We start from the raw sequence: 24,324 nt of genomic DNA on the forward strand, positions 1-24,324 counted from the left end.
GAACTCATGGCACAGGTCATCAACACCAACACCATCTCGCTGAATGCCCAGCGCAATCTGAGCAGCAGCGGCGCCTCGCTGGCAACCACGATCCAGCGGCTGTCATCCGGCCTGCGCATCAACAGCGCCAAGGACGACGCCGCCGGTCTGGCCATCTCCGAGCGCTTCTCCACCCAGATCCGCGGTCTCGACGTCGCCGTGCGCAATGCCAACGACGGCATTTCGCTGGCCCAGGTCGCCGAAGGTTCGCTGACGGAAATCGGCAACAACCTGCAGCGCATCCGTGAGCTGTCGGTGCAGTCGGCCAACGCGACGAACTCTTCGTCAGACCGCGCCGCGCTGAATGCCGAAGTCAAGCAGCTGACGTCGGAAATCGACCGCGTCGCCAAGCAGGCCGACTTCAACGGCACCAAGCTGCTGGACGGCTCGTTCACCAGCCAGCTGTTCCAGGTCGGCGCCAATGCCGGCCAGGCCATCGCCATCGACAAGGTCGTCGATGCCCGCTCGCAGGCGCTGGGCAACGTGAAGTTCGCCGCCGATGTCACCGGTACGGCCATCGCCGATGCCGCGGCCGACGGCAGCATCGCCGGCCTGACCATCAATGCGGTGGCCATCGACACCGTGGCCTACACCAACGGCACCAGCGGCGACGACATCGCCAAGACGCTGGCCACGGCGATCAACGCGAAGATGGGCGAGACCGGCGTGTACGCCTCGGTCACGGCCGACCAGGTGACCCTGAACTCGGTGAAGGCCGGCAAGGACCTGGTCGTCGGTGGCACGGTGACGGGCTCCGGCCTGACGGCTGCGACCACCACGGCTGCCGCCACTGCGACCGCCTCGTTCGCCAAGGACCTGGACATCACCACGTTCGAAGGCGCGCAGAAGGCCCTGGAAATCGTCGACGCCGCGCTGACCTCGGTCAACTCGGCCCGCGCCGACCTGGGTGCGGTGCAGAACCGCTTCACCTCGGTGGTCGCCAACCTGCAGACCAGCTCGGAAAACCTGGCCGCATCGCGCAGCCGCATCCGCGACACGGACTTCGCCAAGGAAACCGCCGAACTGACCCGCACCCAGATCCTGCAGCAGGCCGGTACGGCCATGCTGGCCCAGGCCAACCAGGTGCCGCAGAACGTGCTGAGCCTGCTCCGCTAATCCGCAGCTGGGCAACCGGGGCGGGCGTCTCTCCCGCCCGCTCCGGCCAGGCACTCCTTCCTCGTTCCACTTCAGGACTTTCCCATGGCACAGGTCATCAACACCAACACCATCTCGCTGAATGCCCAGCGCAATCTGAGCAGCAGCGGCGCCTCGCTCGCCACCACCATCCAGCGCCTGTCGTCGGGCCTGCGCATCAACAGCGCCAAGGACGACGCCGCCGGTCTGGCCATCTCCGAGCGCTTCTCCACCCAGATCCGCGGTCTCGACGTCGCCGTGCGCAATGCCAACGACGGCATCTCGCTGGCCCAGGTCGCCGAAGGTTCGCTGACGGAAATCGGCAACAACCTGCAGCGCATCCGTGAGCTGTCGGTGCAGTCGGCCAACGCGACGAACTCTTCGTCAGACCGCGCCGCACTGAACGCTGAAGTCAAGCAGCTGGCTTCCGAAATCGACCGTGTCGCCAAGCAGGCCGACTTCAACGGCACCAAGCTGCTGGACGGCTCGTTCACCAGCCAGCTGTTCCAGGTCGGCGCCAATGCCGGCCAGGCCATCGCCATCGACAAGGTCGTCGATGCCAAGGCCGGCTCGCTGGGCGGCGCGATGTTCGCCACCGCCACCTTCACCACCGCCACCCCGGCCGACGGCGTCACCGCGCTGAAGATCGAAGGCCTGCAGCTGACCAATGCCGACGGCGCCACGGTCACCATCGACACCGTCGATGTCGCCGCGCAGGGCACCGCCACCGGCACCCGCGACGCTGCCGCCAAGGCCCTGGTCACGGCGATCAACGCCAAGATCGGCGAGAGCGGCGTGTATGCCGAACTCGGCGCCGCCGGCGCGGTCAGCCTGACGTCTGTCAAGGACAGCGTGGGCAGCAACGGCGCGTTCAAGGGCATCGCCATCGAAACCGGCACCTGGACCGGCGGCACCGCCCCGGCCGACGTCGCCGCCAGCACGGTCGCGACGACCAAGCAGTACGCCTCGAACCTGGACATCTCCACGTTCAAGGGCGCGCAGCAGGCGCTGGAAATCGTCGACAAGGCGCTGACCGCCGTGAACTCCGCGCGTGCCGACCTGGGTGCGGTGCAGAACCGCTTCACCTCGGTGGTCGCCAACCTGCAGACCAGCTCGGAAAACCTGGCCGCTTCGCGCAGCCGCATCCGCGACACGGACTTCGCCAAGGAAACCGCCGAACTGACCCGCACCCAGATCCTGCAGCAGGCCGGTACGGCCATGCTGGCCCAGGCCAATCAGGTGCCGCAGAACGTGTTGTCCCTGCTGCGCTAACGCGCGGCCCCCGTTCCTCCTAGTTCTCTGTCGTCCACGGACGGATTCGTCTCCCTCCGTTTGGCAGTACCCCAGCCCCCGCCGGCAACGGCGGGGGTCTTTTTTTTAGGAACGAGTGGAGAGGAGTGAGGAGTGAGTAAACGCGGGGGCCTGGCATGCCGCACGGCGCCCCGCCCCCCGCTCCTGATTCCACTGACTCCTCACTCCTCTCCACTCGTTCCTCGCCCCTCTGGCACAAACCCTGCATGGACCCGCGCGCACGCATTTCTCACCAGCCGCCGGACCCACGGCGGCGGTGGGAGACGGAGAAATGCGGGCTAAAGAACGGCTCCCGCAGGCCGTTACTGGAACTGTACGGGCGGGCCGCATTCGCCAACGGATGACGGCCCGCCCGGCCACCCTTTTGCGGAAAGGGCGCGACAGGAGAAACGGCAATGGCAGACTACTCGCTCGGTTACGGCGGCATCGGTTCGGGGCTGGATATCGCCGGCATGGTCGAACAGCTGGTCGCGGCCGATCGAAAGCCGGCCGACAATCGCCTGAACCGCATCGAGACGCAGGCCAAGTTCAAGCTCTCAGCCATCGGCACCGTCAGTTCGGCCTTCAGCAGCCTGGACACCGCACTCAAGGCGCTCAAGTCCGCAACGGCGTTCGACGTGCGCACTGTGAAGTCCGGCACCGACACGGTGCTGGGCGCCAGCGTCGCCAGCGGCACGCCGAACGGCATCTACAACGTGGAGGTGGTCTCGCTGGCCACGGCCAACAAGTGGATCACCAACACGCCGATCGCCACCGGTGAAACCTTCGGCGCCGGCCAATTGACGCTGACCGTGGGCGGCGAGTCGCTCGCCATCGACGTGGCCGAGGGCGCCACCCTGCAGGACGTGCGCAGCGCCATCAACAACGTGGCGCGCAGCAAGGGCGTGCAGGCCACGGTGCTGACCTCCAACGACGGCCAGTACCTGTCGGTGTCCTCCGACAAGACCGGCGCGGCCAACGGCCTCACGCTGACCTTCGCGTCAGGGGCCGCCGACCTGCAGGGCCTGGTGACAAGCCTGCAGCAGCGCGTGCCGGCGGCCGATGCCGAAGTGAACATCGATGGCCTGACCGTCACCGCCAGCGGCAACAAGATCACCGAGGCCGTCCCGGGCCTGACCCTGGACCTGAAGGCCGAAGGCACCAGCACCGTCACCGTGTCCACCGACACCGCGGCGGCCAGCAAGCTGATCCAGGACTTCGTGACGGCCTACAACACGGCGCTGGGCGCGATCAGCGCATCCACCAAGTACGACGCCGAGAACAACGAGCCTTCGGCCCTGACCGGCGACGCGCAGATGCGCAGCGCGGCCGGGCAGTTGCGCAACATGATGGGCAACCTGCTGGGCGATCTGGCCGCGCAGGGCCTCGACGCTAAGACGCTGGGCCTGCAAACGAAGGGCTATCCGTCCTCCGACGGCACCCTGGTGTTCGACAGCAGCAAGTTCACCGCCGCGCTCGCGGCCGATCCGCAGAAGATCCAGGCCGCCTTCACCGGCGAGACCGCCTTCGCCGGCACTCTGCAGAAGGCCGTCGGCAGCTATATCGGCACCGACGGCGCGTTCACCCTGCGCAGCAACGGCCTCAATGCGCAGATCAAGGACGTCGCCGCGCAGCGCACCGCGCTCGATGCCCGCATGGAAGCCGTCGGCAACCGCTACAAGGCGCAGTTCGTCGCGCTCGACAGCATGATTTCGCAAATGAACACCACCAGCAGCGCCCTCGCCCAGCAGCTCGCCTCACTCACCGCCCAGACCGGATAAACCGCCGGGCCCGCGCCTACGTCCTCCGGCGTATCGCAGGTCCCAGGAGAAATGGAATGTCACTTCAATCGTATGCCGCGCAGTACCGCAATACCGGCCTCAGCAGCGCCGTGATGGAGGCCGATCCGCATCGCCTCGTCGCCCTGCTGCTGGGCGGCGCCTGCGAGCGCCTGCGCCTGGCGGAAGCCTGCGTGGAACGCGGCGACCTGGCGCGCAAGGGCAAGGCGATCGGCGAAGTCAGCGCGATCATCGGCCACCTCAACGGCTCGCTGGACCACGAAGCCGGCGGCGAGATCGCCGCCAGCCTGTCGGCGCTGTACGACTACGTGCAGACCCGGCTGATCGAAGCCAACCTGCACAACGACGCCTCGGCCCTGCGCGAATCGCTGGACCTGCTGGGCGAGATCGAATCGGCCTGGAACGCCATTCCCGCCGAACAGCGCCAGGTGCCGGCGATGGCCGCCGCACGATGAACGACATCCCGGCCCTCGCCGATCTGTTCGACCAGCTCGGTGCGATGCGCGCCGCGCTGCGTGCCGACGAACTGGACAGCGTGGAGGCCCTGCTCAACCGCCACGACCGCGACGTGCGCGCGTTCTTGCACGCCGACGGCGGCCGCAGCGCCGGCTACGACGCGCTGGCCACGCTGCTGCGCGCGCAGCTCGAACTGCAGCGGGACATGCAGGCCGCGCGCGAACAGGCTCGCCTGCGGATGGAGTCCACCCAGCGCGCGGACCGCGCCGCGCGCGCCTATCTGTCTGTCGTCGGGGGCTAGGCCATGGTGGCGCCGGTCGTCTTGGTGGAACACCCGGCCGAGCACGCGCTGTTCGATGGCGCGCTGACCTGCGACGTCGTCCTGCCGGCGCGTTTCTCGCCCGGCGCGCGCCCCGTCATGCAGGCCCCGGCCGAAGCGCTGTTGCAAGGCCTGGCCGTGGCCGAGGATGTCCGCGGTGAAGATCCCGAAGACCGCAAGGAAGCCACGCCCAGCCAGCAGCGCATCGAGGCCAAGCTCGACCTGGTGCTGTCGCTGCTGGGCCGCCTCGCCCGCCGCCATGACGACATGCTGCCCGTCACCACGCTGCGCTGGTCCCATCGCGGCCTGCGGCTGGATATCGCGACACCGGTCGACGCAGCCGTCGGCACCGAGGGTGTAGTCACGCTGCAGCCGGCCACGTGGCTGAGCGATCACATCGAACTGCCCGCGCGCGTGCTCGCACAGGTCGAAGGCACGCATGTGCATCACCTGTGGCTGCAGTTCGCGGACCTCAACGGCGGCCTGGCCGAAGCGATGGACCGCCATCTCTTCCGGCTGCATCGCCGCCAGGTGGCCGAGGCCCGCCAAGCCCAGCTGGCGCCGCGCAGCTAAGCGCGTTCGCGCAACCGCATCGCCGTTTCGCGCGGAACGTGCCGCCATCACAGACGACGGCGGCATCCTGCCCGCCGTCAGCGGCTTCTTGTTCCGCACAAATGTGACTCATGTCGTGCTTTCACGCCTCCGTCGCCATTGTGAATTGGCGCGACAGGACGCGACCGTTATCGTGACATGACCCTGCAACGCGACAACCACTGGCTCTCTCCGTGCGTGTACTCATCGTCGACGACCACACCCTGGTCCGGGCCGGCATCAGCCGGCTGCTGCAGGCATTGCCCGACGTGGACGTCGTGGCCGAGGCCTGCAATGCCCAGCAGGCGCTCGACATGGCGGCCATCCACCGGCCCGACCTGATCCTGCTGGATCTCTCCCTGCCCGATCGCAGCGGCCTGGACCTGCTGCCGTTGTTGCGCGAATCGCTGCCGCAGGCGCGCGTGGTGATGATGTCGATGCACAACGATCCCACCCAGGTGCGCGTGGCCCTCGATCGCGGCTGCGCGGGCTTCGTCGTCAAGGAAGCGGCGCCGATGGAGCTCGAGCTCGCCCTGCGCGCGGCCGCCAGCGGGCAGGTATTCCTGAGCCCGCAGGTATCCTCGAAGATGCTCGCGCCGATGCTCAATCCGCAGCGCCCCACCGGTATCGCCGCCCTGTCGCCGCGCCAGCGCGAGATCCTCCGCCAGCTCGGCAGCGGCATGAGCAGCAAGGAAATCGCCGCGCAGCTCGGCATCAGCGTCAAGACGGTGGAAACACATCGCGCGCGCATGATGGAATCGCTCGGCTGCCGCCGCGCCAACGACCTGCTGTTGCTGGCCGCGCGCCACCAGCACGAATTGGCCTGAGCCTTGCAGTACTCCGGGGGCGACACCGCTTCCGTGACGGAATCCCGTGATCGCACCGCCCCGTCGGGCATCCACCCTCGACATTAAACCGACGCTGTAGGGGAAATCCCGACGGCGCGTGGGGCGTGCCCGCATCACAACCAGAAACGCCCCGATTTTTTTTCCGTCACCCGGGGCGGAAAGTATCCCCACGATGCGACGCCACCCTGGCGCACCATCGAATCGGGGATGACGGGGATGAAGACGGGTCTTTCCGCCCAACTGGGCCAACAGCTCCACCTGACGCCGCAGTTGCTGCAGTCCATCCGCCTGCTGCAGCTCGATGGCCTGCAGCTGGAAATGGAAGTGCGCCGCGCGCTGGAGCTTAATCCGCTGCTGGAGATCGAAGAGGCGCACGACGCCGCCACCGTTGGCGACGTGGACGACATGCCAGCGCAGGACGCCGCCGCCACCGAGAGCGCCGCGTTCGACGAACTGCCCGAATCCAGCCTGTGGGACGTGCCGGGTGCCGGCTGGCAGGACGGCGACGACGACCGCATGCAGCGCGTGGCCGCCGGCGAATCTACCGACCCGCACGTCCGCATCCTCGACCGCCTGGCCCTGGAACTGGACGAACGCGCGCTGGAAGTCGTTGCGTTCTGGCTGGAACACACCAACGACGCCGGCTACCTGGAACAGGCCCCCGATGCGCTGGCCCTGCTGGCCTCGGCCCGCTTCGACCTGCGCACCGAGGTCGTGATGGCCCTGCGCGAGCGCCTGCTGCGCGGTGAATTCCCCGGCCTGTGCGCCGCCGACGTCCGCGAATGCCTGCTGGTGCAGCTGGACTGCCTGGACGGCCGCGTGCCGGCCCGCCGTATCGCCCAGCGTATCGTCGCCGAGGGCCTGGCCCTGCTGGCCGCCCATGAATACGACGCCCTCGCCCGCCTGCTGGACCTGGACACCGACCAGGTGATGGAAGGCGTGCGCCTGGTGCTGTCGCTGGACGCCCGTCCGGGCGCCTCGCTGGCACCGGCCCCGTCGGGCTACATCGTCCCCGACGTGGTCGCCTGGCACGCCGACTGCGCCTGGCGCGTGGCCCTGAACCCGGCCAGCACCCCACGCATCCGCGTCAACGCCCTGCAGGAGCGCGCCCTGGACCAGGCCGGCACCTCTGAAGGCGCCGGCAAGCTACGCGAACTGCTGCAGGAAGCCCGCTGGCTGACCCGCGGCCTGTCGATCCGCTACGACACCCTGCTGCGCACCGCGCGCGCCATCGTGGAACGGCAGGCCGGCTTCCTGGCCCACGGCGACGAGGCGATGGCGCCGCTGACGCTGAAGGAGATCGCCGACGAGATCGGCATGCACGAATCCACGATTTCGCGCATCACCACCGGCAAGTACATGCAGACCCCGCGCGGCACATTTGAGCTGAAGCACTTCTTCGCCGTGCGCCTGGAAGGGGCCAACGTGTCCGGCCCGGCCGTGCGCGCCATGGTGCGCCGCCTGATCGATTCCGAGCCGGCCGGCAAGCCGCTGGCCGACGAGGCGATCGCCGGCCTGCTGGCCCGCCAGGGCATCCACATCGCCCGCCGAACTGTGGCGAAGTACCGGGAACAGCTCGATATCGCTCCCGCCCGGGAACGCCGACGCGCTACCGTATCCGTCTTGGCCAAGGCCGGATAACGGAGCACGACCGCAATGAGCAAGATCACCGTACTGCTGGTGGACGACCACGAAGGTTTCATCAACGCCGCCCTGCGCCACCTGCGCAAGGTGGAGTGGCTGGACGTCGTGGGCCGCGCCAGCAACGGCCTGGAAGCCATCGAACGCTCCGAGACCCTGCGTCCGGACGTGGTGCTGATGGACCTGGCCATGCCGGAGATGGGCGGCCTGCAGGCCACGCGCCTGATCAAGACCCAGGACGCGCCCCCCTTCGTGGTGATCGCCAGCCACTTCGACGACGCCGAGCACCGCGAACACGCGATGCGGGCCGGCGCCGACGATTTCGTCAGCAAGCTTTCCTACATCCAGGAAGTCTTGCCCATCCTCGAACGATTCAAAGAGCGCCGCCATGAGTGAATCCCGCATCCTCGTCATCGATACCGACGCCGCCCGCGCCGAGCGCCTGGCCGGCCTGCTCGAGTTCATGGACCTCACGCCGCGCTGGGTCGTCAGTGCCGGTGATGTGGATGTGCAGCGGCAGCGCCCGCACGACTGGCTTGCCGTCGTCGTCGGCTCACTAGACGACCAGAAGGCCGCCGACGCCTTCTTCGGCTGGCTGGGCAAGGCCCAGCTGCCGCCGCCGGTGCTGCTGCTGCAGGGCGACACTGCCGCCTTCGCCGCCGCTCACGGCCTGCACGAGGCCGGCGTCTGGGCCCTGGAGACCCCGATCCGCCACGCGCAGCTGGAAGCCTGCCTGCGCCGCGCCAGCCTCAAGCGGCTGGACACCGAACACCAGGCCCAGCAGGTCGGCACCAGCGGTCCGACCGGCAACAGCCCGGCCGTGACCCGCCTGCGCCGGATGATCGACCAGGTCGCCGCGTTCGACACCACCGTGCTGGTGCTGGGCGAATCCGGCACGGGCAAGGAAGTGGTGGCCCGCGCCATCCACGACCAGTCCCCGCGCCGCGACGGGCCGTTCGTGGCCATCAATTGCGGCGCGATTCCGGCCGAGCTGCTGGAAAGCGAACTGTTCGGCCACGAGAAAGGGGCCTTCACCGGCGCGCTCACCGCCCGCAAGGGCCGTTTCGAGATGGCCGAGGGCGGCACCCTGCTGCTGGACGAGATCGGCGACATGAGCCTGCCGATGCAGGTCAAGCTGCTGCGCGTGCTGCAGGAGCGCAGCTTCGAGCGCGTCGGCGGCAACCAGACGATCCGCTGCAATGTGCGCGTGATCGCCGCGACCCACCGCAACCTGGAACAGCGCATCGCCGACGGCCACTTCCGCGAAGACCTGTTCTACCGCCTCAACGTGTTCCCGATCGAGATGCCGGCGCTGCGCGAGCGCGCCGACGACCTGCCGTTGCTGGTCGCCACCATCGCCGCGCAGCTGGCCCGCACCGGCCGTGGCGAGGTGCAGTTCGCCCACGACGCCCTGCAGGCGCTGCGCCAGTACAGCTGGCCGGGCAACGTGCGCGAGCTGACCAACCTGGTCGAGCGCCTGGCCGTGCTGCACCCGGGTGGCCTGGTGCGCGTGCACGACCTGCCCAAGCGCTACCAGCCCGAACACCTGCCGGCGCCGGACGCCACGCCGGTCGCCACGGCCCCCGCCGTAGCCGCTCCGATCGCCGCTGCCGCGACCGTCGCGGCGCCTGCCATGGAGCGCCTGCCCGAGGCCGGCATCGACCTGCGCGAGCACATCGCCCAGATCGAACTGAACCTGATCCGCGACGCGCTGGACCGCGCCGGTGGCGTGGTCGCCCACGCCGCCCAGTTGCTGGGCCTGCGCCGCACCACGCTGGTGGAAAAGCTGCGCAAGTACGGCGTCGAACGCGAAGACGCCGCCCTGGCGACGGAAAACTGACTGGCGGCGGGCCGCGGTTCCGGCACAGGTCTTGCAGCTGATACGGCAAGACACACCGACGACCGAAGCACCCGCCCATGTCCGACGTCACCTCCATCCTCTCGCAGATCCGCAGCTACCAGCACCAGCTGGGCACCCGCGCCCTGGAGCCGATGCCCAACCCGGGCGCATTCACGCCCAACGGGGTCGGCTTCGAGCAACCGGGTGTCAAGGCACCGAGTTTCGGCGAGACGCTGCAGAACGCGCTGGAAGGCGTGAACAGCGCGCAGAAGAACGCCGGCGCGCTGGCTCAGGCCTTCGAACTCGGCGATCCGCGCGCGGACCTGGCCCGGGTGATGGTGGCGGCGCAGCAGTCGCAGGTCGCTTTCCGCGCCACCGTCGAAGTCCGCAATCGCCTGGTGCAGGCCTACCAGGACGTCCTGAACATGCCGTTGTAGAGCCGAGCTCGCTCGGCTGTCACCCACCTCCTACCTAGAACCGACCGATCGCCATGGCCCTCACGCTGTCCAAGGAAGCCCTGAAGGAATCGCTGACCGCCGACAAGGCGGGCGCGGCGCTGACCAAGATCCAGGACGCGCGCGTGTTCAAGCAGATGGGCACGCTGCTGCTGATCGCCGGCGCCGTCGCGCTGGGCCTGTTCGTGTTCTTCTGGTCGCAGAAGCCGGCCTATACCCCGCTCTACACCGGCCTGGATCCGAAGGCCACCGCCGAAGCCACCGACATGCTGCGCGCGGCGCAGATCCCGTTCCAGCTGAACCAGGCCACCGGCGCGATCTCGGTGCCGGAAGAAAACCTGCACGACGCCCGCCTGAAGCTGGCCGGCGCCGGCCTGGCCGAAAGCGGCCGCCTGGGCTTCGAGATGATGGAGCGAGACCCGGGCTTCGGTGTCAGCCAGTTCGTCGAGAACGCGCGCTACCAGCATGCGCTGGAAACCGAACTGGTCCGCACGATCACCACGCTGCGTCCGGTGCGCGATGCGCGCGTGCACTTGGCCATCCCCAAGCCATCCGCCTTCACCCGCCAGCGCGAAGTCGCCAGCGCCTCCGTCGTGCTCGACCTGCGTTCCGGCGCGATGCTGGAGCGCAACCAGGTGGATGCGATCGTCCATCTGGTCTCCTCCTCGATCCCGGACCTGGCCCCTGAGCGCGTCACCGTGGTCGACCAGAGCGGCCGCATGCTGACCATCAGCGATCCGAACAGCGAGGCGGCGCTGAACGCCGCCCAGTTCGAGCGCGTGCGCAAGCTGGAGACCTCGTACAACGACCGCATCCGCGAACTGCTGGAGCCGCTGACCGGCCCGGGCCGCATCAATGCCGAGGTCGCTGTGGACATGGACTTCTCGGTCACCGAGGAAGCCCGCGAGACCTTCGCCAACGACCCGGCCAAGATCCGCAGCGAGCAGGTCAGCCAGAACACCGTCGCCGCCGCCGGTCCCGAGGGCGTGCCCGGCGCGACCAGCAACACGCCGCCCGGCCCGAACGCCGCCGCCGCGCCGAACCCGGCCGCGCCGACCGAAACCTCGAGCAGCGCGACGCGCAACTTCGAAATGGACCGCACGCTGCAGCACACCCGCCAGCCGGCCGGCCGCGTGCGCCGCGTGACCGCCGCGGTGCTGGTCGACCACGTGCCGCGCCCGGGCGCCAACGGCAAGGTCGTGATGACCGCGCTGGACGCGGCCACGCTGACCCGCATCGAGGCGCTGGTGAAGGAAGCCGTGGGCTTCGACGCCGCACGCGGCGACTCGGTGTCGGTGATGAACGCGCCGTTCGTGCGCGAAACCGACGCGCCCGAGGACGTCCCGCTCTGGGAAAGCCCCTGGCTGCACAACCCGATGGTGCGCGATGTGGCGCGTTACGGCATCGGTGCGCTGGTGGTGATCCTGCTGCTGTTCGGCGTGCTGCGCCCGGCCATGCGCCAGATCATCGACCCGAAGGCGAAGAAGGCCTCGCGCAACGACGACGACGGCATCGATGTCACCGTGGTGGACGACGGCGACGCCGGCGTCCGCGCGGTGGCCTCGCTGGCGCACGACGAGCTGCCGCCGATGCGCGCCCTGCCCTCCGACGCCTACGAGGATCGGCTGCGCCAGGCGCGCGAAGCGGTGAAGACCGATTCCAAGCAGGTCGCGCAAGTGGTCAAGGACTGGGTGGCCAGCGATGAATAACCAGGACAACAGCCTGACCGGCGTGCAGCGCGCGGCCGTACTCCTGCTCTCGCTCGGCGAGCAGGATGCCGCCGAAGTGCTCAAGCACATGAACGCCAAGGAAGTGCAGAAACTCGGCATCGCCATGGCCACGATCTCCGGTGTCAGCCGCGAGCAGGTCATGCAGGTCATGTCCACCTTCGGCGAAGCGCTCGACAAGCAGACCTCGCTGGGCATGGGCGCCGACGACTACGTGCGCAACGTGCTGGTGCAGGCGCTGGGCGCCGACAAGGCCGGCAGCCTGATCGACCGCATCCTGCTGGGCCGCAACACCACCGGCCTGGACACGCTGAAATGGATGGACCCGCGCGCGATCTCGGATCTCGTGCGCAACGAGCATCCGCAGATCATCGCCATCGTGCTGGCCCACCTGGACAGCGACCAGGCGGCCGACACGCTCAAGCTGCTGCCGGAGCGCACCCGCACCGACGTGCTGCTGCGCATCGCCACGCTGGATGGCATCCCGCCGAACGCGCTGAACGAACTCAACGAGATCATGGAGCGCCAGTTCGCAGGCAACCAGAACCTCAAGGCCTCCAGCATCGGTGGCGTGAAGGTCGCGGCGAACATCCTCAACTTCATGGACTCCGGCCAGGACCAGGCCATCCTGGGCAATATCACCCAGGTCGACGCCGACCTCGGCGCGCGCATCCAGGACCTGATGTTCGTGTTCGACAACCTCGCCGACCTCGGCGACCGCGAACTGCAGGCGCTGCTGCGCGAAGTGCCGAACGACCGCCTGGGCCTGGCGCTGCGCGGCGCCGACGCCAAGGTGAAGGAAAAGATCACCCGCAACATGTCCCAGCGCGCTGCGCAGATCCTGCTGGAAGACATGGAAGCGCGCGGCCCCGTGCGCTTGTCCGACGTGGAAGGCGCGCAGAAGGAAATCCTCGCCATCGTCCGCCGCCTGGCTGACCAGGGTGTCATTTCGCTGATGGCCGGCGCCGAGGAAATGGTATGAGCGCGCCTTCGCCGATGCGCTGGATGCCCGCCCCGCTCGACGTCGTGGTCTCCGCCGCGGCCGCCGCGCAGGAAGTGCCGCCGCCCGTGCCGCCGACACTGGAAGAGATCCAGGCCATCCAGGATGCGGCCTATCGCGAAGGGCTGGAACGCGGTCTGGCCGAAGGCCATGCCGAAGGCTTTGGCCAGGGCCAGTCCGAAGTGCGCCGGCTTGCGGCGCAGATGGAAGGCATCCTCGACAACTTCTCGCGTCCGCTGGACCGGCTGGAAAATGAAGTCGTCGCGGCCTTGTCCGAACTCGCCGTGCGTATCGCCGGCGCCCTGGTCGGCCGCGCCTACCAGACCGATCCGGTCCTGCTGCAGGAACTGGCGACCACCGCGCTGGATGCCGTCGGCGGTGCGCAGCGCGAAGTCGAACTGCGCCTGCATCCGGATGACATCGCCGCGTTGACACCGGTGCTGGCGCTGACACCGACCACCCGCCTGACCGCCGACACCAGCCTGAGCCGCGGCGACCTGCGCGTGCATGCCGAGAGCGTCCGCATCGACGGCACGCTGGAAGCTCGCCTGCGCGGCGCGCTCGACACCGTGCTCAACCGCGGAGCCCGCGCATGAGTGCCCAGCCGCTGGAATGGCTGACCGCGCGCGACCTGCGCCTTTCGGCGCGGTTGTCGCAGATCAATCCCGAACTCGGCGGCCGCGGCCTGATCCGCGAAGGCATCCTGCGCCGCGCCGTCGGCCTCACCCTGGAAGCCATCGGCTGCGAAGCCCCGATGGGCGCCACCTGCAAGGTGGAAGTCGTCGACGGCGGCTGGGTGGATGCCGAAGTCGTCGGCTTCGCCGGCGAACGTACTTACCTGATGCCTAGCGCCGAGCTGCACGGCCTGCTGCCGAACGCGCGCGTGGTGCCCTCGCGCCGCCGTGGCGGTGTTGAAGTCGGCGAGGGCCTGTTGGGCCGCGTCATCGACAGCGATGGCGTGCCGCTCGACGGCCGCGGCCCGATCCGGGCCGAGGGCAGCGTCGGCCTGGCCGGCGTGGCGATCAATCCGCTCTCGCGCGAACCGATCACCCAGCCGCTGGACGTCGGCGTGCGCGCGATCAACGCGCTGTTGCCGATCGGCCGTGGCCAGCGCGTGGGCCTGTTCGCCGGCTCGGGCGTGGGCAAGTCCACGCTGCTGGGCATGATGACCAAGTACACCGCCGCCGACGTGATCGTCGTCGGCCTGATCGGCGAACGCGGCCGCGAAGTGCGCGATTTCGTCGAGACCACGCTGGGCCCCGCCGGCCTGGCGCGCGCCGTCGTCGTCGCCAGTCCCGCCGACCGGCCGCCGCTGGCGCGCCTGCAGGGCGCCTACCGCGCCACCGCCATCGCCGAATGGTTCCGCGACCAGGGCCTGAACGTCCTGCTGCTGATGGATTCGCTGACGCGCTTCGCCCAGGCGCAGCGCGAGATCGGCCTGTCGGTCGGCGAGCCGCCGACCACCCGCGGCTATCCGCCGTCGGTGTTCGCGCGCCTGCCCGCGCTGGTCGAGCGCGCCGGCAACGGCGCCAAGGGTCGCGGGTCGATCACCGCGTTCTACACCGTGCTCACCGAAGGCGACGATCCGCAGGACCCGATCGCCGATGCCGCGCGCGCCATCCTCGATGGCCACATCCTGCTCTCGCGCCGCGTCGCCGACAGCGGCCTGTACCCGGCAATCGACGTGGAATCGTCGGTCAGCCGCGTGGTCACCGAAATCGCCGACGAAACTTGGCGCGACCGCATCCGCAAGCTCAAGCGCCTGCTGTCGGCGTATACCAGCAACCGCGACCTGATCGCCATCGGCGCCTACCAGCGCGGCAACGATCCGACCGTGGACGAAGCGCTGGAGCGCTGGCCGGAGATCGTCGAGTTCCTCGGCCAGGACGTGGCGCGCTCGGCCGACCTGCCGAGCAGCCGTGCCGCCCTGGAAGCCCTGATCCAACGCAACGCCCCCGTCGGCATCCCGCTGCCCGACGGTCTGCAGTAACGCAAAGGACCCCCGCCATGATGCAGTCCCGCCGAATCGATCCCCTGCTGCGCCGCGCCCAGGAGCACGAGGATTCCGTCGCCCGCGACCTGGCCGACCGCCAGCGCGCGCTTGCGCTGCAGGAATCGCGGCTGGAGGAGCTGCGGCAGTACGCCGAGGACTACGCCAACAGCCAGATGGCTGCCACCAGTCCGGCGCAGCTGGCCAATCGCCGCGCCTTCCTCGATCGCATCGACCAGGCGCTGAAGCAGCAATTGCAGACGGTCGATCGCAGCCGCGCCAACGTGGACATCGAACGTGACCGCCTGCTGCTGGCCAGCCGCGACAAACAGGTGCTGGAACAGCTCGCCGCCAGCTATCGCGTGCAGGAAAAGCAGATCGTCGACCGCCGCGACCAGCGCGAGATGGACGACCTCGGTGCGCGCCGCGCGCGCCTGGCCGCCACCGCGACACCGGAAGGCGACGCCTGATGCCGTCGCCGATGACCGCGTTCGCACCGACTGCGAGTGGCGCCGCTGCTGCATCGGGCGCCAACACGACGTCGCCGCAGGACAGCACGAAGGACGCCGCCAAGCCTGCCTTCGACGACATGGTCCGCCGCCCCGCCGCACGCGACGACGCCCCGGTGCGCAAGTCCGCCGCGCGCGACAGCGAAGCGCGCGAGGTCGCCAAGGGCGACGCGCGCGCGCTCCGCTCCCAGAACGAGGCGAGGGACGCCGCAGCGGCCGAAGACGAGATCAAGCAGGACGACACGGCGCCGATGACGCTGCTCGCCCTACTCGACGCCGCGCCGGCCGTGCCGACACCCGCACCGACGGCAGGCGCCGCCGTCCTCGTGGACCCGGCCGTCGCACCCGCCCCTGCAACGCCCTCGTCGGCCACCTTCACGCCAGTGACCGATGCGGTGCTCGGCCAGGGCACCGCGCGGGTCGCGCTGCCCGTCGACGCCCTGCCGACCGTGCCCACGGCCGAAGCCGCAGCACCTGACGCCGCGACGCCAGCGACGCCAGCGACTGCGTCGACCACGCCGGCCGCCGAAGCGCCTGCGAAGGCGCCGCTGCAGAACGTGCTCGCCTTCGCCACGCATCTGGCGATGGGCCAGGTCGCCGCCGCGCTGCCGGAGGTCGTCACGCTGGGCCGCGACATCGTCGAGGCCTTCCGTAGCGAGGACACCGACGCGACCCCGCCGACCGGCAATGTGCTGGCGGGCATCGGGGCGTCGAACACCGCGCTCGGCCTGGCCCGCACGGAAACCGTCAACACGATGGAAGCCCCGACCGCCGACCTGCACGGCGGCCACTTCGAAGAGGACATCGGCGACGCCGTGCGCTGGATGGCCGACCAGAAGATCGGCCATGCCCACATCAAGGTCACGCCGAACGAATTGGGCACGGTGGAGATCCGCCTGCGGCTGGACGGCGACCGCGTCCACGCGGATTTCGCCAGCACCCAGGCCGATGTCCGCCAGGCGCTCGAAAGCAGCCTGCCGCGTCTGCGTGAAATGCTGGGGCAGCACGGCTTCCAGTTGGCGCATGCGGACGTGGGCCACCAGCATGCGCCGCCGTCGCAGGGTCGCGACGCGCACACGGGCGAAGGCATCGGCGATACGGGAGAACCTGCCCCAGAAGCACCGCGCGCCGTCCGCATGACCGCTCGCGGCCTGGTGGACGCGTACGCGTGATGATTCCTGTGGGAGCGACGTAAGTCGCGAATGCTGCGAGCGGGTATCCCGAAGCGTCGGGAAGCAGGCGATGCGTGACGGCGATCGCGACTTACGTTGCTCCCACACCGGAGATCCTCCCGGATGAGCCGCCGTCAAATCCCCGTCGGCCCCGCTTCCACGCCACGGCACAGCGCTTGCATCCCCTGGGGAGACCCCTCAGGAGATCCACCGCCGTGGCAGCCGCCGACAAGAACGCCAGCAAATCCAAGTCCGAGAAGGCCGACAAGCCGAAGGGCGGCAAGTCCTTGCTGACCATCGGCCTGGTCGCGCTCGTCGCGGCCGCTGCGGCCGGCGGTGGCGCCTGGTACTTCACCCGCCACAGTGCCAAGGAAGAAAAGCCGGAAGGCCCGAAGGCCGCCAGCCCGGGCACGGTGCCCGCACCCGCCCAGTACTTCGCGCTGGAGCCGCCGTTCGTCGTCAACCTCGTTGGCGAGACCGGTGGCGCCCGCTACCTGCAGGTCGAGGTGCAGCTGATGACGCGCGATCCGGAAGCGCTCAAGGCCATCGAACTGCACGCTCCCGCCATCCGCGCGCGCCTGCTGATGCTGTTCGCACAGCAGGACGCCACCAGCCTGATGTCGCGCGAGGGCAAGGAGCGCCTGCAGAACGCCGCGCTCGCCGAGGTGAAGACGCTGCTGGTCGCCGAGACCGGCAAGCCCTGCGCCGACGCGCTGCTGTTCACCAGCTTCGTGATGCAGTGACCGGAACCCGCCATGACCAGTGACCTGCTGTCGCAAGACGAGATCGACGCCCTGCTCAACGGCGTCGACTCCGGCGCGATCGAAACCGAGGAGCCGCCGCACGACCCGACGGTCGCGCGTACCTACGATTTCGCCAGCCAGGACCGCATCGTGCGCGGCCGGCTGCCGACGCTGGAGATGATCAACGAGCGCTTCGTGCGCACGTGGCGGATCGGCCTGTTCAACCTGCTGCGCCGCTCGGCGGAACTCTCGGTGCGCGGCATCGAGACGATCAAGTTCGGCGACTACCTGCACTCGCTGTACGTGCCGACCAACCTCAACCTGATCAAGTTCAAGCCGCTGCGCGGCGTGGGCCTGATCGTGTTCGAACCGAAGCTGGTGTTCACCATGGTGGACAACTTCTTCGGCGGCGACGGCCGCTACCCCGCCAAGATCGAGGGCCGCGAATTCACCGCAACGGAAATGCGGGTGATCCAGTTGCTGCTCAAGCAGACCTTCACCGACCTGATCGACGCCTGGGCGCCGGTGATGCCGGTGGATTTCGAGTACATCACCAGCGAGGTCAACCCGCACTTCGCCAACATCGTCAGCCCGCGCGAGTACGTGGTGGTCAGCCGCTTCCACGTGGAGCTGGACGGCGGCGGCGGCGACCTGCACGTCACCCTGCCGTACTCGATGCTGGAGCCCATCCGCGAACTGCTCGACGCCGGCATCCAGTCCGACCGCGTGCACGATGACGACAGCTTCCGCGAAACCATGCACCAGCAGCTCCGCCAAGCCGAAGTCACCGTTTCCAGCGTGCTGGCCGAGAAGCGCATCAACCTGCGCCAGCTCACCCAGCTGAAGGTCGGCGACATCCTGCCGATCGACCTGCCCCGTTCCGTGCCGGTCTGCGTCGAGCAGGTGCCGGTCTTCACCGGCGAGTTCGGGATCTCCAACGGCCAGAACGCCGTGAAGATCATCGCCAAGCACCCGCCCGGCACCGGCAAGGCTCCGCTCGCCTCGCGCCAGGCCCTCACCCCGTTCGCCTTCCAGGACGCCACACCATGATCCCCGAGAACGAAGACCTCGCGACCCTCGACGACGCGTCGGCCGAGACCCACGCCGAACCCGACATGAGCCTGGACGTCATCCTCGACGTGCCCGTGACCCTGTCGCTGGAAGTCGGCCGCACGCGCATGCCGATCCGTAACCTGCTGCAGCTCAACCAGGGCTCGGTGGTGGAACTGGAGCGCGGCGCTGGCGATCCGCTGGACGTGTTCGTCAACGGCACGCTGATCGCGCATGGCGAGGTCGTCGTCGTGAACGACCGCTTCGGCGTGCGCCTGACCGACGTGGTCAGCCCCAGCGAACGCATCCGCCGCCTGCGCTGAGCCCGACGATGCACACCTTCGCCCTTCTCGCCGCCGCCGCGGCGCCCGCCCAGAAGATCGGCCAGCACGCGCCCTCCACGCCTGGCATCGGCGGTGCGCTGGTCGGACTGATCCTGGTACTGGGCTTGATCCTCGGCTTGGCCTGGCTGCTCAAGCGCCTGCCCGGCGGCGGCCTGGGCATCCGCCCCAGCGAGCAGCTGCGCGTCGTATCGATGCTGTCGGTTGGCGCCAAGGAGCGCGTGATGGTGATCGAAGTCGGCAAGGAACAGCTGCTGATCGGCGTCAGTGCCGGCGGCATCACGGCCCTGCACACGCTGCCCGAACCCCTGATCGTCGCGCCCGCCCCGACGATGCCCAACTTCGCCGAGCTGCTGGCCAAGCGCCTGCGCAAAGAGACCTGAAATGCGCCGTTTAGTCCTTTCCCTGATCTGCCTGCTGTGGTTGTGCGCGCCGGTGCTGGCGCTGGCGCAGGCCGCGCCCGCCGCGACGCCGCCTGCACCCGCGGCGACGCCCGCCGCCCCGGCCGCACCGACGGCGCCGACCCTGCCCGCACTGCCGAAGGTCAACGTCGGACAGGTGGGCGATAACACGGTCAGCCTGCCGCTGCAGACGCTGCTGCTGATGACGGCGATCACGTTGATTCCGTCGGCGCTGCTGGCGATGACCGCGTTCACCCGCATCATCATCGTCCTCGGCTTGTTGCGGCAGGCACTCGGCACGGGGCAGACGCCGTCCAACCAGGTGTTGGTCGGCCTGGCGCTGTTCCTGACCATGCTGGTGATGATGCCGGTGGGCGAAAAAGCCTGGGCGCAAGGCATGGCGCCCTATCTCAACGGCCAGATCGATTTCTCCACCGCGTGGACGCTGACGACCGGCCCACTGCGCGATTTCATGCTGGCGCAGGTGCGCGAGACCGACCTGATGACCTTCGCCGGCCTGGCGGGCCATGGCGCCTACGCGAGCCCGGCGGACGTGCCCTTCCCGATCATCGTCGCCTCGTTCATCACCAGTGAACTGAAGACCGCGTTCGAGATCGGCTTCCTGATCTTCATCCCGTTCGTGATCATCGATCTGGTGGTCGCCAGCGTGCTGATGTCGATGGGCATGATGATGCTCTCACCGATGCTGGTGTCCGCGCCGTTCAAGATCCTGCTGTTCGTGCTGGTCGACGGCTGGGTGCTGATCGTCGGCTCGCTGGCCGCCAGCTTCAACTGAGAGCGAGGAAAGAGTGGAGAGGAGTCAGGAGTGAGTGAAAGCAGGAGCGCTTCACTTTTGCGCCTACCGCCCCTCACACCCCTGACTCCTCTCCCCCATTCCTCGTTCCCCCATTCCTAGTTTCTCGTTTCTCGTTCCTCCCCCTCACTCCTCACTCCCCTCCACTCACTCCCATCACCCCATGAGTCCCGAACTTGCCCTTACCGAACTGCGCGGCGGCCTTGAGATCGCGCTCTGGGTCGGCGGCCCGCTGCTGCTGGTCGTGCTGGTGGTGGGTGTTGTCGTCGGCGTGATCCAGGCAGCCACCCAGCTCAACGAACCCACCATTGCCTTCGTCGCCAAGGCCATCGCCCTGACCGCGGCGCTGTTCGCCACCGGCAGCTACCTGCTCGGCGTGCTGGTGGAGTACACGGCGGGGTTGTTCCAGCGCTTGCCGCATTTGATCGGATAAGCCGGGGAACGAGCGATGAGGAACGAGGAACGAGTAGAAGCGGTTGATGAAGCGAATCGCCGTGCCCCCTATCTCCGGCACGTACGGCTCTCGTTCCCCGTTCCTCATCACTCGTTCCTCGCCTGATGGATAGCGCCACCCAGATGGTGATCGACGGCCAGCAGGCCTTCGGGATGATCAACGCCATCCTGTGGACCATGCTGCGCACCGGCGCGTTGCTGATGGCGGCGCCTTTGATCGGCACGCGCGCGGTGTCGGTGCGGGTGCGGGTGATCATCGCCGGCGCGCTGGCGATGGCGCTCGCACCGCTGCTGCCCGGTACGCCGGACCGCATCGCCTTCGACGCCTCCACCGTGCTCAACGTCGCGCGCGAACTCGCGGTCGGCGCCAGCATGGGCTTCATGCTGCGGCTGGCCTTCGAAGCCGGCGCGCTGGCGGGCGAACTCGTTTCGCAGGGCACCGGCCTGGCGTTCGCGCAGATGTCCGACCCCTTGCGCGGCGTGAACTCCGGTGTGGTCGGCCAGTGGTTCTACCTCGCCTTCGGCCTGATCTTCTTCACCCTCAACGGCCACCTGGCGATGGTCTCGCTGCTGGTCGACAGCTACCGCTCGCTGCCGATCGGCAGCGCGCTGCCCGACGTGCAGCAGATGCTGGAAGTGGCGCCCATGCTGTTCACCCATATCCTGCGCGCCGCGGTGGGCCTGGCCTTGCCGGTGATGGTGGCGATGCTGGCGGTCAACCTCGCCTTCGGCGTGCTGGGCCGGGCGGCGCCCGCGCTCAACCCGATCCAGCTGGGCCTGCCGACGGCACTGCTGCTGGGTCTGTTCCTGCTGGCCCTGCTGGCGGGGGAACTCGGACCGCCGGTCCAGCGCATCTTCGACCTCTCGTTTGATGCAGCGCGGCAAATCACCGCCTGACGAAATCCTTGTTACCTTTGTGAAACCGTGTCGGGCTGCCCGATTTGCAGCATGCGCGTGCGCGTTTCACGGCGGATGTGCGGACCCTGTTCCAATAAATGCATGAATACGGGCAGAATGCGACTGAGGGAGGGGCAACATACGGCAGCGAACGGAATGGGCCTGCGCCCGCGCCGTGGCCGGAGGGCCTTTCCATGCGAAACCGGAGGATGCCTGTGAGTTCCAACCCTACGCACAAGCGACGCACCAGCCAGGAGACGCGGGAAGCCGTGCTGGCCGCCGCCCGCCGCCTGTTCTTCACGAAGGGGTTCGACCAGACCACGCTGATGGACCTGGGTGAAGAAACCGGGCTCAGCGCACGCGGCGTCATCCTGCATTTCGAAACCAAGGCCGACATCATCGCCACGCTGTACATCCGGGACTACACCTCGAGGAAAGCGCCGATGGTGGAGCGCCCACAGGGCTCGACGCACGCGCAGCGCATCCTGGATTTCTATTTCTGGATGGCGCGCGAAGACGCGACCAACTTCATCGCCTACCCCGCGTTGTGGAGCGTGTCCGCACGCTGGTCGCCGACCGTCGAAGCCGAGATGAATGCCGCGCTGCGCCGCATGCGCGAGCCGGTGCGCAACGAGCTCAGCCGTGGCATGGCCGCGGGCGAGTTCCGCGGCGTCGATATCCAGCATGCCGACGACATGATCTGGCAGAGCTACCAGCACGGCTTGCGCGCCGTATCGGTCAACGGCGGCACACCCGCGATGGCCGTGCCGCAGGTGTTCAAGACGCTGGAAGCGCTGACGGCTTGAGGCGACAACGCGGACCGCGCTACACGCATTCGGATCTTGCAAACGAGAACGGCCTCCATCAGGAGGCCGTTCTTGTTTTCAGGCATGGAAGGACTCAGTCGCGTCCGTTGCCTTTGCCATTGCCTTTGCCGCTATTGCCCTTGTTGCTGTTGCCAGGCCCCTTGCCGCTGTTGCCATGGCCCGCGTGGTCCTGCTTGGCGGGACCGGCCTGCGCCGGCTTGCCGGTGTTGCCGCCCTTGCCATGGCCGGGACCATGCTTGGACCAGTCCACGCTGACGCGCTGGTCGACGCGGATCGGGTAGCCCCAACGATCGTAGGTACCGACCGCGCCATTCTTCAGCGCGTGGAACTCGCGCGAACCGGGCTTGATGCCCATCTGCTTGGCCAGGTTGCCCCAACCAATGCCGGGATTGCGCTCATAGCGCTGAACGACATCAAGGCACGGGATGCCCAGCGCACGCGCGATGGAGCAGGCGAAGTACACATCACCCGGCGCCCAACCGCGGCGGTCGAGCAGGTCCAGCACCAGCGAGCGCGGCGCGCCGTAATAGCCGGTCATTTCCGAAACGAACGGATCGCGGTAGCGGCGGCCATAGTCGTTGATCTCACCCAGACGCGTGTCCACCCAGACGTCGCCGGTTCGGATGTTGTAGCCCACGGTCTGCGCGTGCGCAGGCAGCGCGGACGCCATGGCCATTCCCAGCGACGCCACCAGTACAGCGGTCTTCAATACCTTCATGTCCGATCTCCTCCGATGCGGTGGCGAAAGTCTTGGAGCGGGTGGCTGAATGCGCAGTGACGGTACTTCGCGACTGTGAGAGCCACGCAAGCGTGACCGCCATCACTCCCGTCTCACAGTAAGCGCCTACACTCGCGGGGCGCCGGGGTGGCGCATCCGGCGAAGTCCCCTTGAGCGACGCATCCAACGACTCCCAGCAGACGCATCCCGCGCTCAAGATGAAGCCGAACCGCCGCGACTTCCGCCTGGACATCATCGCCCTGCTGGGTTCCATCACCGCGATCACCATCGCCTCCTTCGGCGTTTTCCGCTGGCTGAGCGGCCACCGCGCGATGGCCGCATTCGACTTCGCCATTGTGGCCATCGTCAGCCTGCCCGTTCTCTATGCCTGGCGCACCGGCGACAGCCGGCGCGCCGGCAACGCCCTGGCGATCTTCAACTCCGTCGCCACGTATGGCGCCTGCATACTCAGCGGCCATACGGCGCTCACGTGGACCTACCTGGTCCTGCTCACCAATTTCTTCATCGGCCACCGCTGGCTCGCAGTCGCGTGCAACCTGGCGTTGGTCCTCGGAATCCAGTGGCTACCCGGGTTCTTCCATGACGGCGTGCATGCGGCTTCGGTACTCATCAGTGCGCTGCTGATCACCGCCTTCTCCTACATCTTCGCCGCCCGCACCCAGGACGATCGCGCCCGCCTGGAACGCCTCGCCGCGCTCGACGCGCTCACCGGCCTGCCGAACCGCCGCACCATGGAACGCATCCTGGCCGACGCGGTCGAGACCTTCCAGCGCACCGCGCGTGGCTACGGCCTGGTGGTCCTGGACCTGGACAAGTTCAAGGAGGTCAACGATCTCTACGGCCACGCCGCCGGCGATGCGGCCATCGCCGATCTTGCTTCGATTCTGCGTTTCGAAATGCGCCGCAACGACCAGGTGTTCCGATTCGGCGGCGAGGAATTCGTCGTCCTGCTGGAAGTGGATTCCAGCGCGGACCTCGAAGCCGCCACCGAGCGCCTGCGCAAGGCCGTCCGCGGCGCCCTGCGTGGCCCCGGCGGACGCATCACGATCTCGCTGGGCGCGGCCCTGCTGCGCGACCAGGAAAAGACCTGGCACGACTGGTTCTCCCGTGCGGACGCCGCGCTGTACCGTGCCAAGTCCGCCGGCCGCGACAACTACGTCATCGCGGACGACCTGTTCTAGGCGCGAGGAGTGAGCGAAGAGGCGTGAGGGGTGAGCGATGCCGCCCTCTTCTTCCGCTTTCTCTTACT

Annotated in this window: 26 protein-coding genes and 1 pseudogene; 26 read left to right on the plus strand and 1 reads right to left on the minus strand. The window is 68.4% G+C overall.

The features are described 5' to 3' along the window. The first annotated feature begins 6 nt into the window (after positions 1-6). From AC23D6_RS10765 to AC23D6_RS10885, 25 genes and pseudogenes are all read left to right on the plus strand, one after another. Complete coding sequence (locus AC23D6_RS10765) at positions 7-1,155, plus strand: flagellin (protein WP_487749270.1); 1,149 nt, start codon at positions 7-9, stop codon at positions 1,153-1,155. Between the two features lie 84 nt (positions 1,156-1,239). Next, positions 1,240-2,445 (plus strand): flagellin, encoded by a 1,206-nt coding sequence (locus tag AC23D6_RS10770; protein ID WP_487749271.1) that lies wholly within the window; start codon positions 1,240-1,242, stop codon positions 2,443-2,445. Between the two features lie 434 nt (positions 2,446-2,879). Beyond that, on the plus strand, positions 2,880-4,244 hold the full coding sequence (gene fliD, locus AC23D6_RS10775) for a flagellar filament capping protein FliD (protein ID WP_487749272.1): 1,365 nt from the start codon (positions 2,880-2,882) through the stop codon (positions 4,242-4,244). A gap of 56 nt (positions 4,245-4,300) precedes the next feature. After that, a complete protein-coding gene (fliS, locus tag AC23D6_RS10780) occupies positions 4,301-4,717 on the plus strand; it encodes a flagellar export chaperone FliS (protein WP_487749273.1) in 417 nt (138 codons plus the stop codon). Further along, positions 4,714-5,019, plus strand: a complete 306-nt coding sequence (locus AC23D6_RS10785; RefSeq protein WP_487749274.1) for a hypothetical protein — start codon at positions 4,714-4,716, stop codon at positions 5,017-5,019. The genes fliS and AC23D6_RS10785 overlap by 4 nt, the downstream gene beginning before the upstream one ends. A gap of 3 nt (positions 5,020-5,022) precedes the next feature. Further along, positions 5,023-5,610: a PilZ domain-containing protein gene (locus AC23D6_RS10790; RefSeq protein ID WP_487749275.1), complete on the plus strand. Its 588-nt coding sequence runs from the start codon at positions 5,023-5,025 to the stop codon at positions 5,608-5,610. 212 nt (positions 5,611-5,822) lie between these two features. Further along, positions 5,823-6,455: a response regulator gene (locus AC23D6_RS10795; protein WP_487749276.1), complete on the plus strand. Its 633-nt coding sequence runs from the start codon at positions 5,823-5,825 to the stop codon at positions 6,453-6,455. Positions 6,456-6,692: 237 nt separating this feature from the next. Then, entirely contained in the window at positions 6,693-8,117 is a 1,425-nt protein-coding gene (gene rpoN, locus AC23D6_RS10800) for an RNA polymerase factor sigma-54 (RefSeq protein WP_487749277.1), read from the plus strand. A 15-nt stretch (positions 8,118-8,132) separates the two neighbouring features. Further along, positions 8,133-8,513 carry a response regulator gene (locus AC23D6_RS10805; RefSeq protein ID WP_056878992.1) on the plus strand — a complete coding sequence of 127 codons (381 nt, stop codon included), beginning with the start codon at positions 8,133-8,135 and terminating at the stop codon, positions 8,511-8,513. Continuing rightward, positions 8,506-9,957: a sigma-54 dependent transcriptional regulator gene (locus AC23D6_RS10810; RefSeq protein ID WP_487749278.1), complete on the plus strand. Its 1,452-nt coding sequence runs from the start codon at positions 8,506-8,508 to the stop codon at positions 9,955-9,957. The genes AC23D6_RS10805 and AC23D6_RS10810 overlap by 8 nt, the downstream gene beginning before the upstream one ends. A gap of 77 nt (positions 9,958-10,034) precedes the next feature. Further along, positions 10,035-10,394 carry a flagellar hook-basal body complex protein FliE gene (gene fliE / locus AC23D6_RS10815; protein ID WP_487749279.1) on the plus strand — a complete coding sequence of 120 codons (360 nt, stop codon included), beginning with the start codon at positions 10,035-10,037 and terminating at the stop codon, positions 10,392-10,394. Positions 10,395-10,447: 53 nt separating this feature from the next. Next, positions 10,448-12,121 carry a flagellar basal-body MS-ring/collar protein FliF gene (gene fliF / locus AC23D6_RS10820; RefSeq protein WP_487749280.1) on the plus strand — a complete coding sequence of 558 codons (1,674 nt, stop codon included), beginning with the start codon at positions 10,448-10,450 and terminating at the stop codon, positions 12,119-12,121. Between the two features lie 13 nt (positions 12,122-12,134). Beyond that, positions 12,135-13,121 carry a flagellar motor switch protein FliG gene (gene fliG / locus AC23D6_RS10825; protein ID WP_487752617.1) on the plus strand — a complete coding sequence of 329 codons (987 nt, stop codon included), beginning with the start codon at positions 12,135-12,137 and terminating at the stop codon, positions 13,119-13,121. An 83-nt stretch (positions 13,122-13,204) separates the two neighbouring features. Next, positions 13,205-13,735: pseudogene (locus AC23D6_RS10830) on the plus strand (FliH/SctL family protein); the annotation flags it as partial. Continuing rightward, positions 13,732-15,129 (plus strand): FliI/YscN family ATPase, encoded by a 1,398-nt coding sequence (locus tag AC23D6_RS10835; protein WP_487749281.1) that lies wholly within the window; start codon positions 13,732-13,734, stop codon positions 15,127-15,129. The pseudogene AC23D6_RS10830 and the gene AC23D6_RS10835, both read left to right, overlap by 4 nt. 17 nt (positions 15,130-15,146) lie before the next feature. Further along, a complete protein-coding gene (fliJ, locus tag AC23D6_RS10840; protein WP_487749282.1) occupies positions 15,147-15,599 on the plus strand; it encodes a flagellar export protein FliJ in 453 nt (150 codons plus the stop codon). Continuing rightward, on the plus strand, positions 15,599-16,810 hold the full coding sequence (locus AC23D6_RS10845; RefSeq protein WP_487749283.1) for a flagellar hook-length control protein FliK: 1,212 nt from the start codon (positions 15,599-15,601) through the stop codon (positions 16,808-16,810). The genes fliJ and AC23D6_RS10845 overlap by 1 nt, the downstream gene beginning before the upstream one ends. A 185-nt stretch (positions 16,811-16,995) precedes the next feature. Continuing rightward, positions 16,996-17,553 (plus strand): flagellar basal body-associated FliL family protein, encoded by a 558-nt coding sequence (locus AC23D6_RS10850; RefSeq protein WP_487752618.1) that lies wholly within the window; start codon positions 16,996-16,998, stop codon positions 17,551-17,553. 12 nt (positions 17,554-17,565) lie between these two features. Beyond that, entirely contained in the window at positions 17,566-18,603 is a 1,038-nt protein-coding gene (gene fliM / locus AC23D6_RS10855; RefSeq protein ID WP_487749284.1) for a flagellar motor switch protein FliM, read from the plus strand. Next, positions 18,600-18,926: a flagellar motor switch protein FliN gene (gene fliN, locus AC23D6_RS10860; RefSeq protein WP_487749285.1), complete on the plus strand. Its 327-nt coding sequence runs from the start codon at positions 18,600-18,602 to the stop codon at positions 18,924-18,926. Before fliM ends, fliN begins: the two co-directional genes overlap by 4 nt. An 8-nt stretch (positions 18,927-18,934) precedes the next feature. Then, positions 18,935-19,327, plus strand: a complete 393-nt coding sequence (fliO, locus tag AC23D6_RS10865) for a flagellar biosynthetic protein FliO (protein ID WP_487749286.1) — start codon at positions 18,935-18,937, stop codon at positions 19,325-19,327. A 1-nt stretch (position 19,328) separates the two neighbouring features. After that, the gene (gene fliP, locus AC23D6_RS10870) at positions 19,329-20,141 is read left to right on the plus strand and encodes a flagellar type III secretion system pore protein FliP (RefSeq protein ID WP_487749287.1); all 813 of its coding nucleotides are present in this window, start codon (positions 19,329-19,331) and stop codon (positions 20,139-20,141) included. Between the two features lie 181 nt (positions 20,142-20,322). Continuing rightward, complete coding sequence (locus AC23D6_RS10875; RefSeq protein ID WP_487749288.1) at positions 20,323-20,592, plus strand: flagellar biosynthetic protein FliQ; 270 nt, start codon at positions 20,323-20,325, stop codon at positions 20,590-20,592. Positions 20,593-20,717: 125 nt separating this feature from the next. After that, complete coding sequence (fliR, locus tag AC23D6_RS10880; RefSeq protein WP_487749289.1) at positions 20,718-21,509, plus strand: flagellar biosynthetic protein FliR; 792 nt, start codon at positions 20,718-20,720, stop codon at positions 21,507-21,509. A gap of 215 nt (positions 21,510-21,724) precedes the next feature. Next, on the plus strand, positions 21,725-22,315 hold the full coding sequence (locus AC23D6_RS10885; protein ID WP_487749290.1) for a TetR/AcrR family transcriptional regulator: 591 nt from the start codon (positions 21,725-21,727) through the stop codon (positions 22,313-22,315). A 94-nt stretch (positions 22,316-22,409) separates the two neighbouring features. Here the strand turns inward: AC23D6_RS10885 and AC23D6_RS10890 are convergent, their stop codons facing one another. Then, on the minus strand, positions 22,410-23,054 hold the full coding sequence (locus tag AC23D6_RS10890; protein ID WP_487749291.1) for a hypothetical protein: 645 nt from the start codon (positions 23,052-23,054) through the stop codon (positions 22,410-22,412). Positions 23,055-23,272: 218 nt separating this feature from the next. Between AC23D6_RS10890 and AC23D6_RS10895 the strand changes: the two genes are divergently transcribed. Next, a complete protein-coding gene (locus AC23D6_RS10895) occupies positions 23,273-24,256 on the plus strand; it encodes a GGDEF domain-containing protein (protein ID WP_487752619.1) in 984 nt (327 codons plus the stop codon). Positions 24,257-24,324: the final 68 nt, after the last annotated feature.

The sequence above is a fragment of the Pseudoxanthomonas sp. G3 genome, from assembly GCF_057654715.1.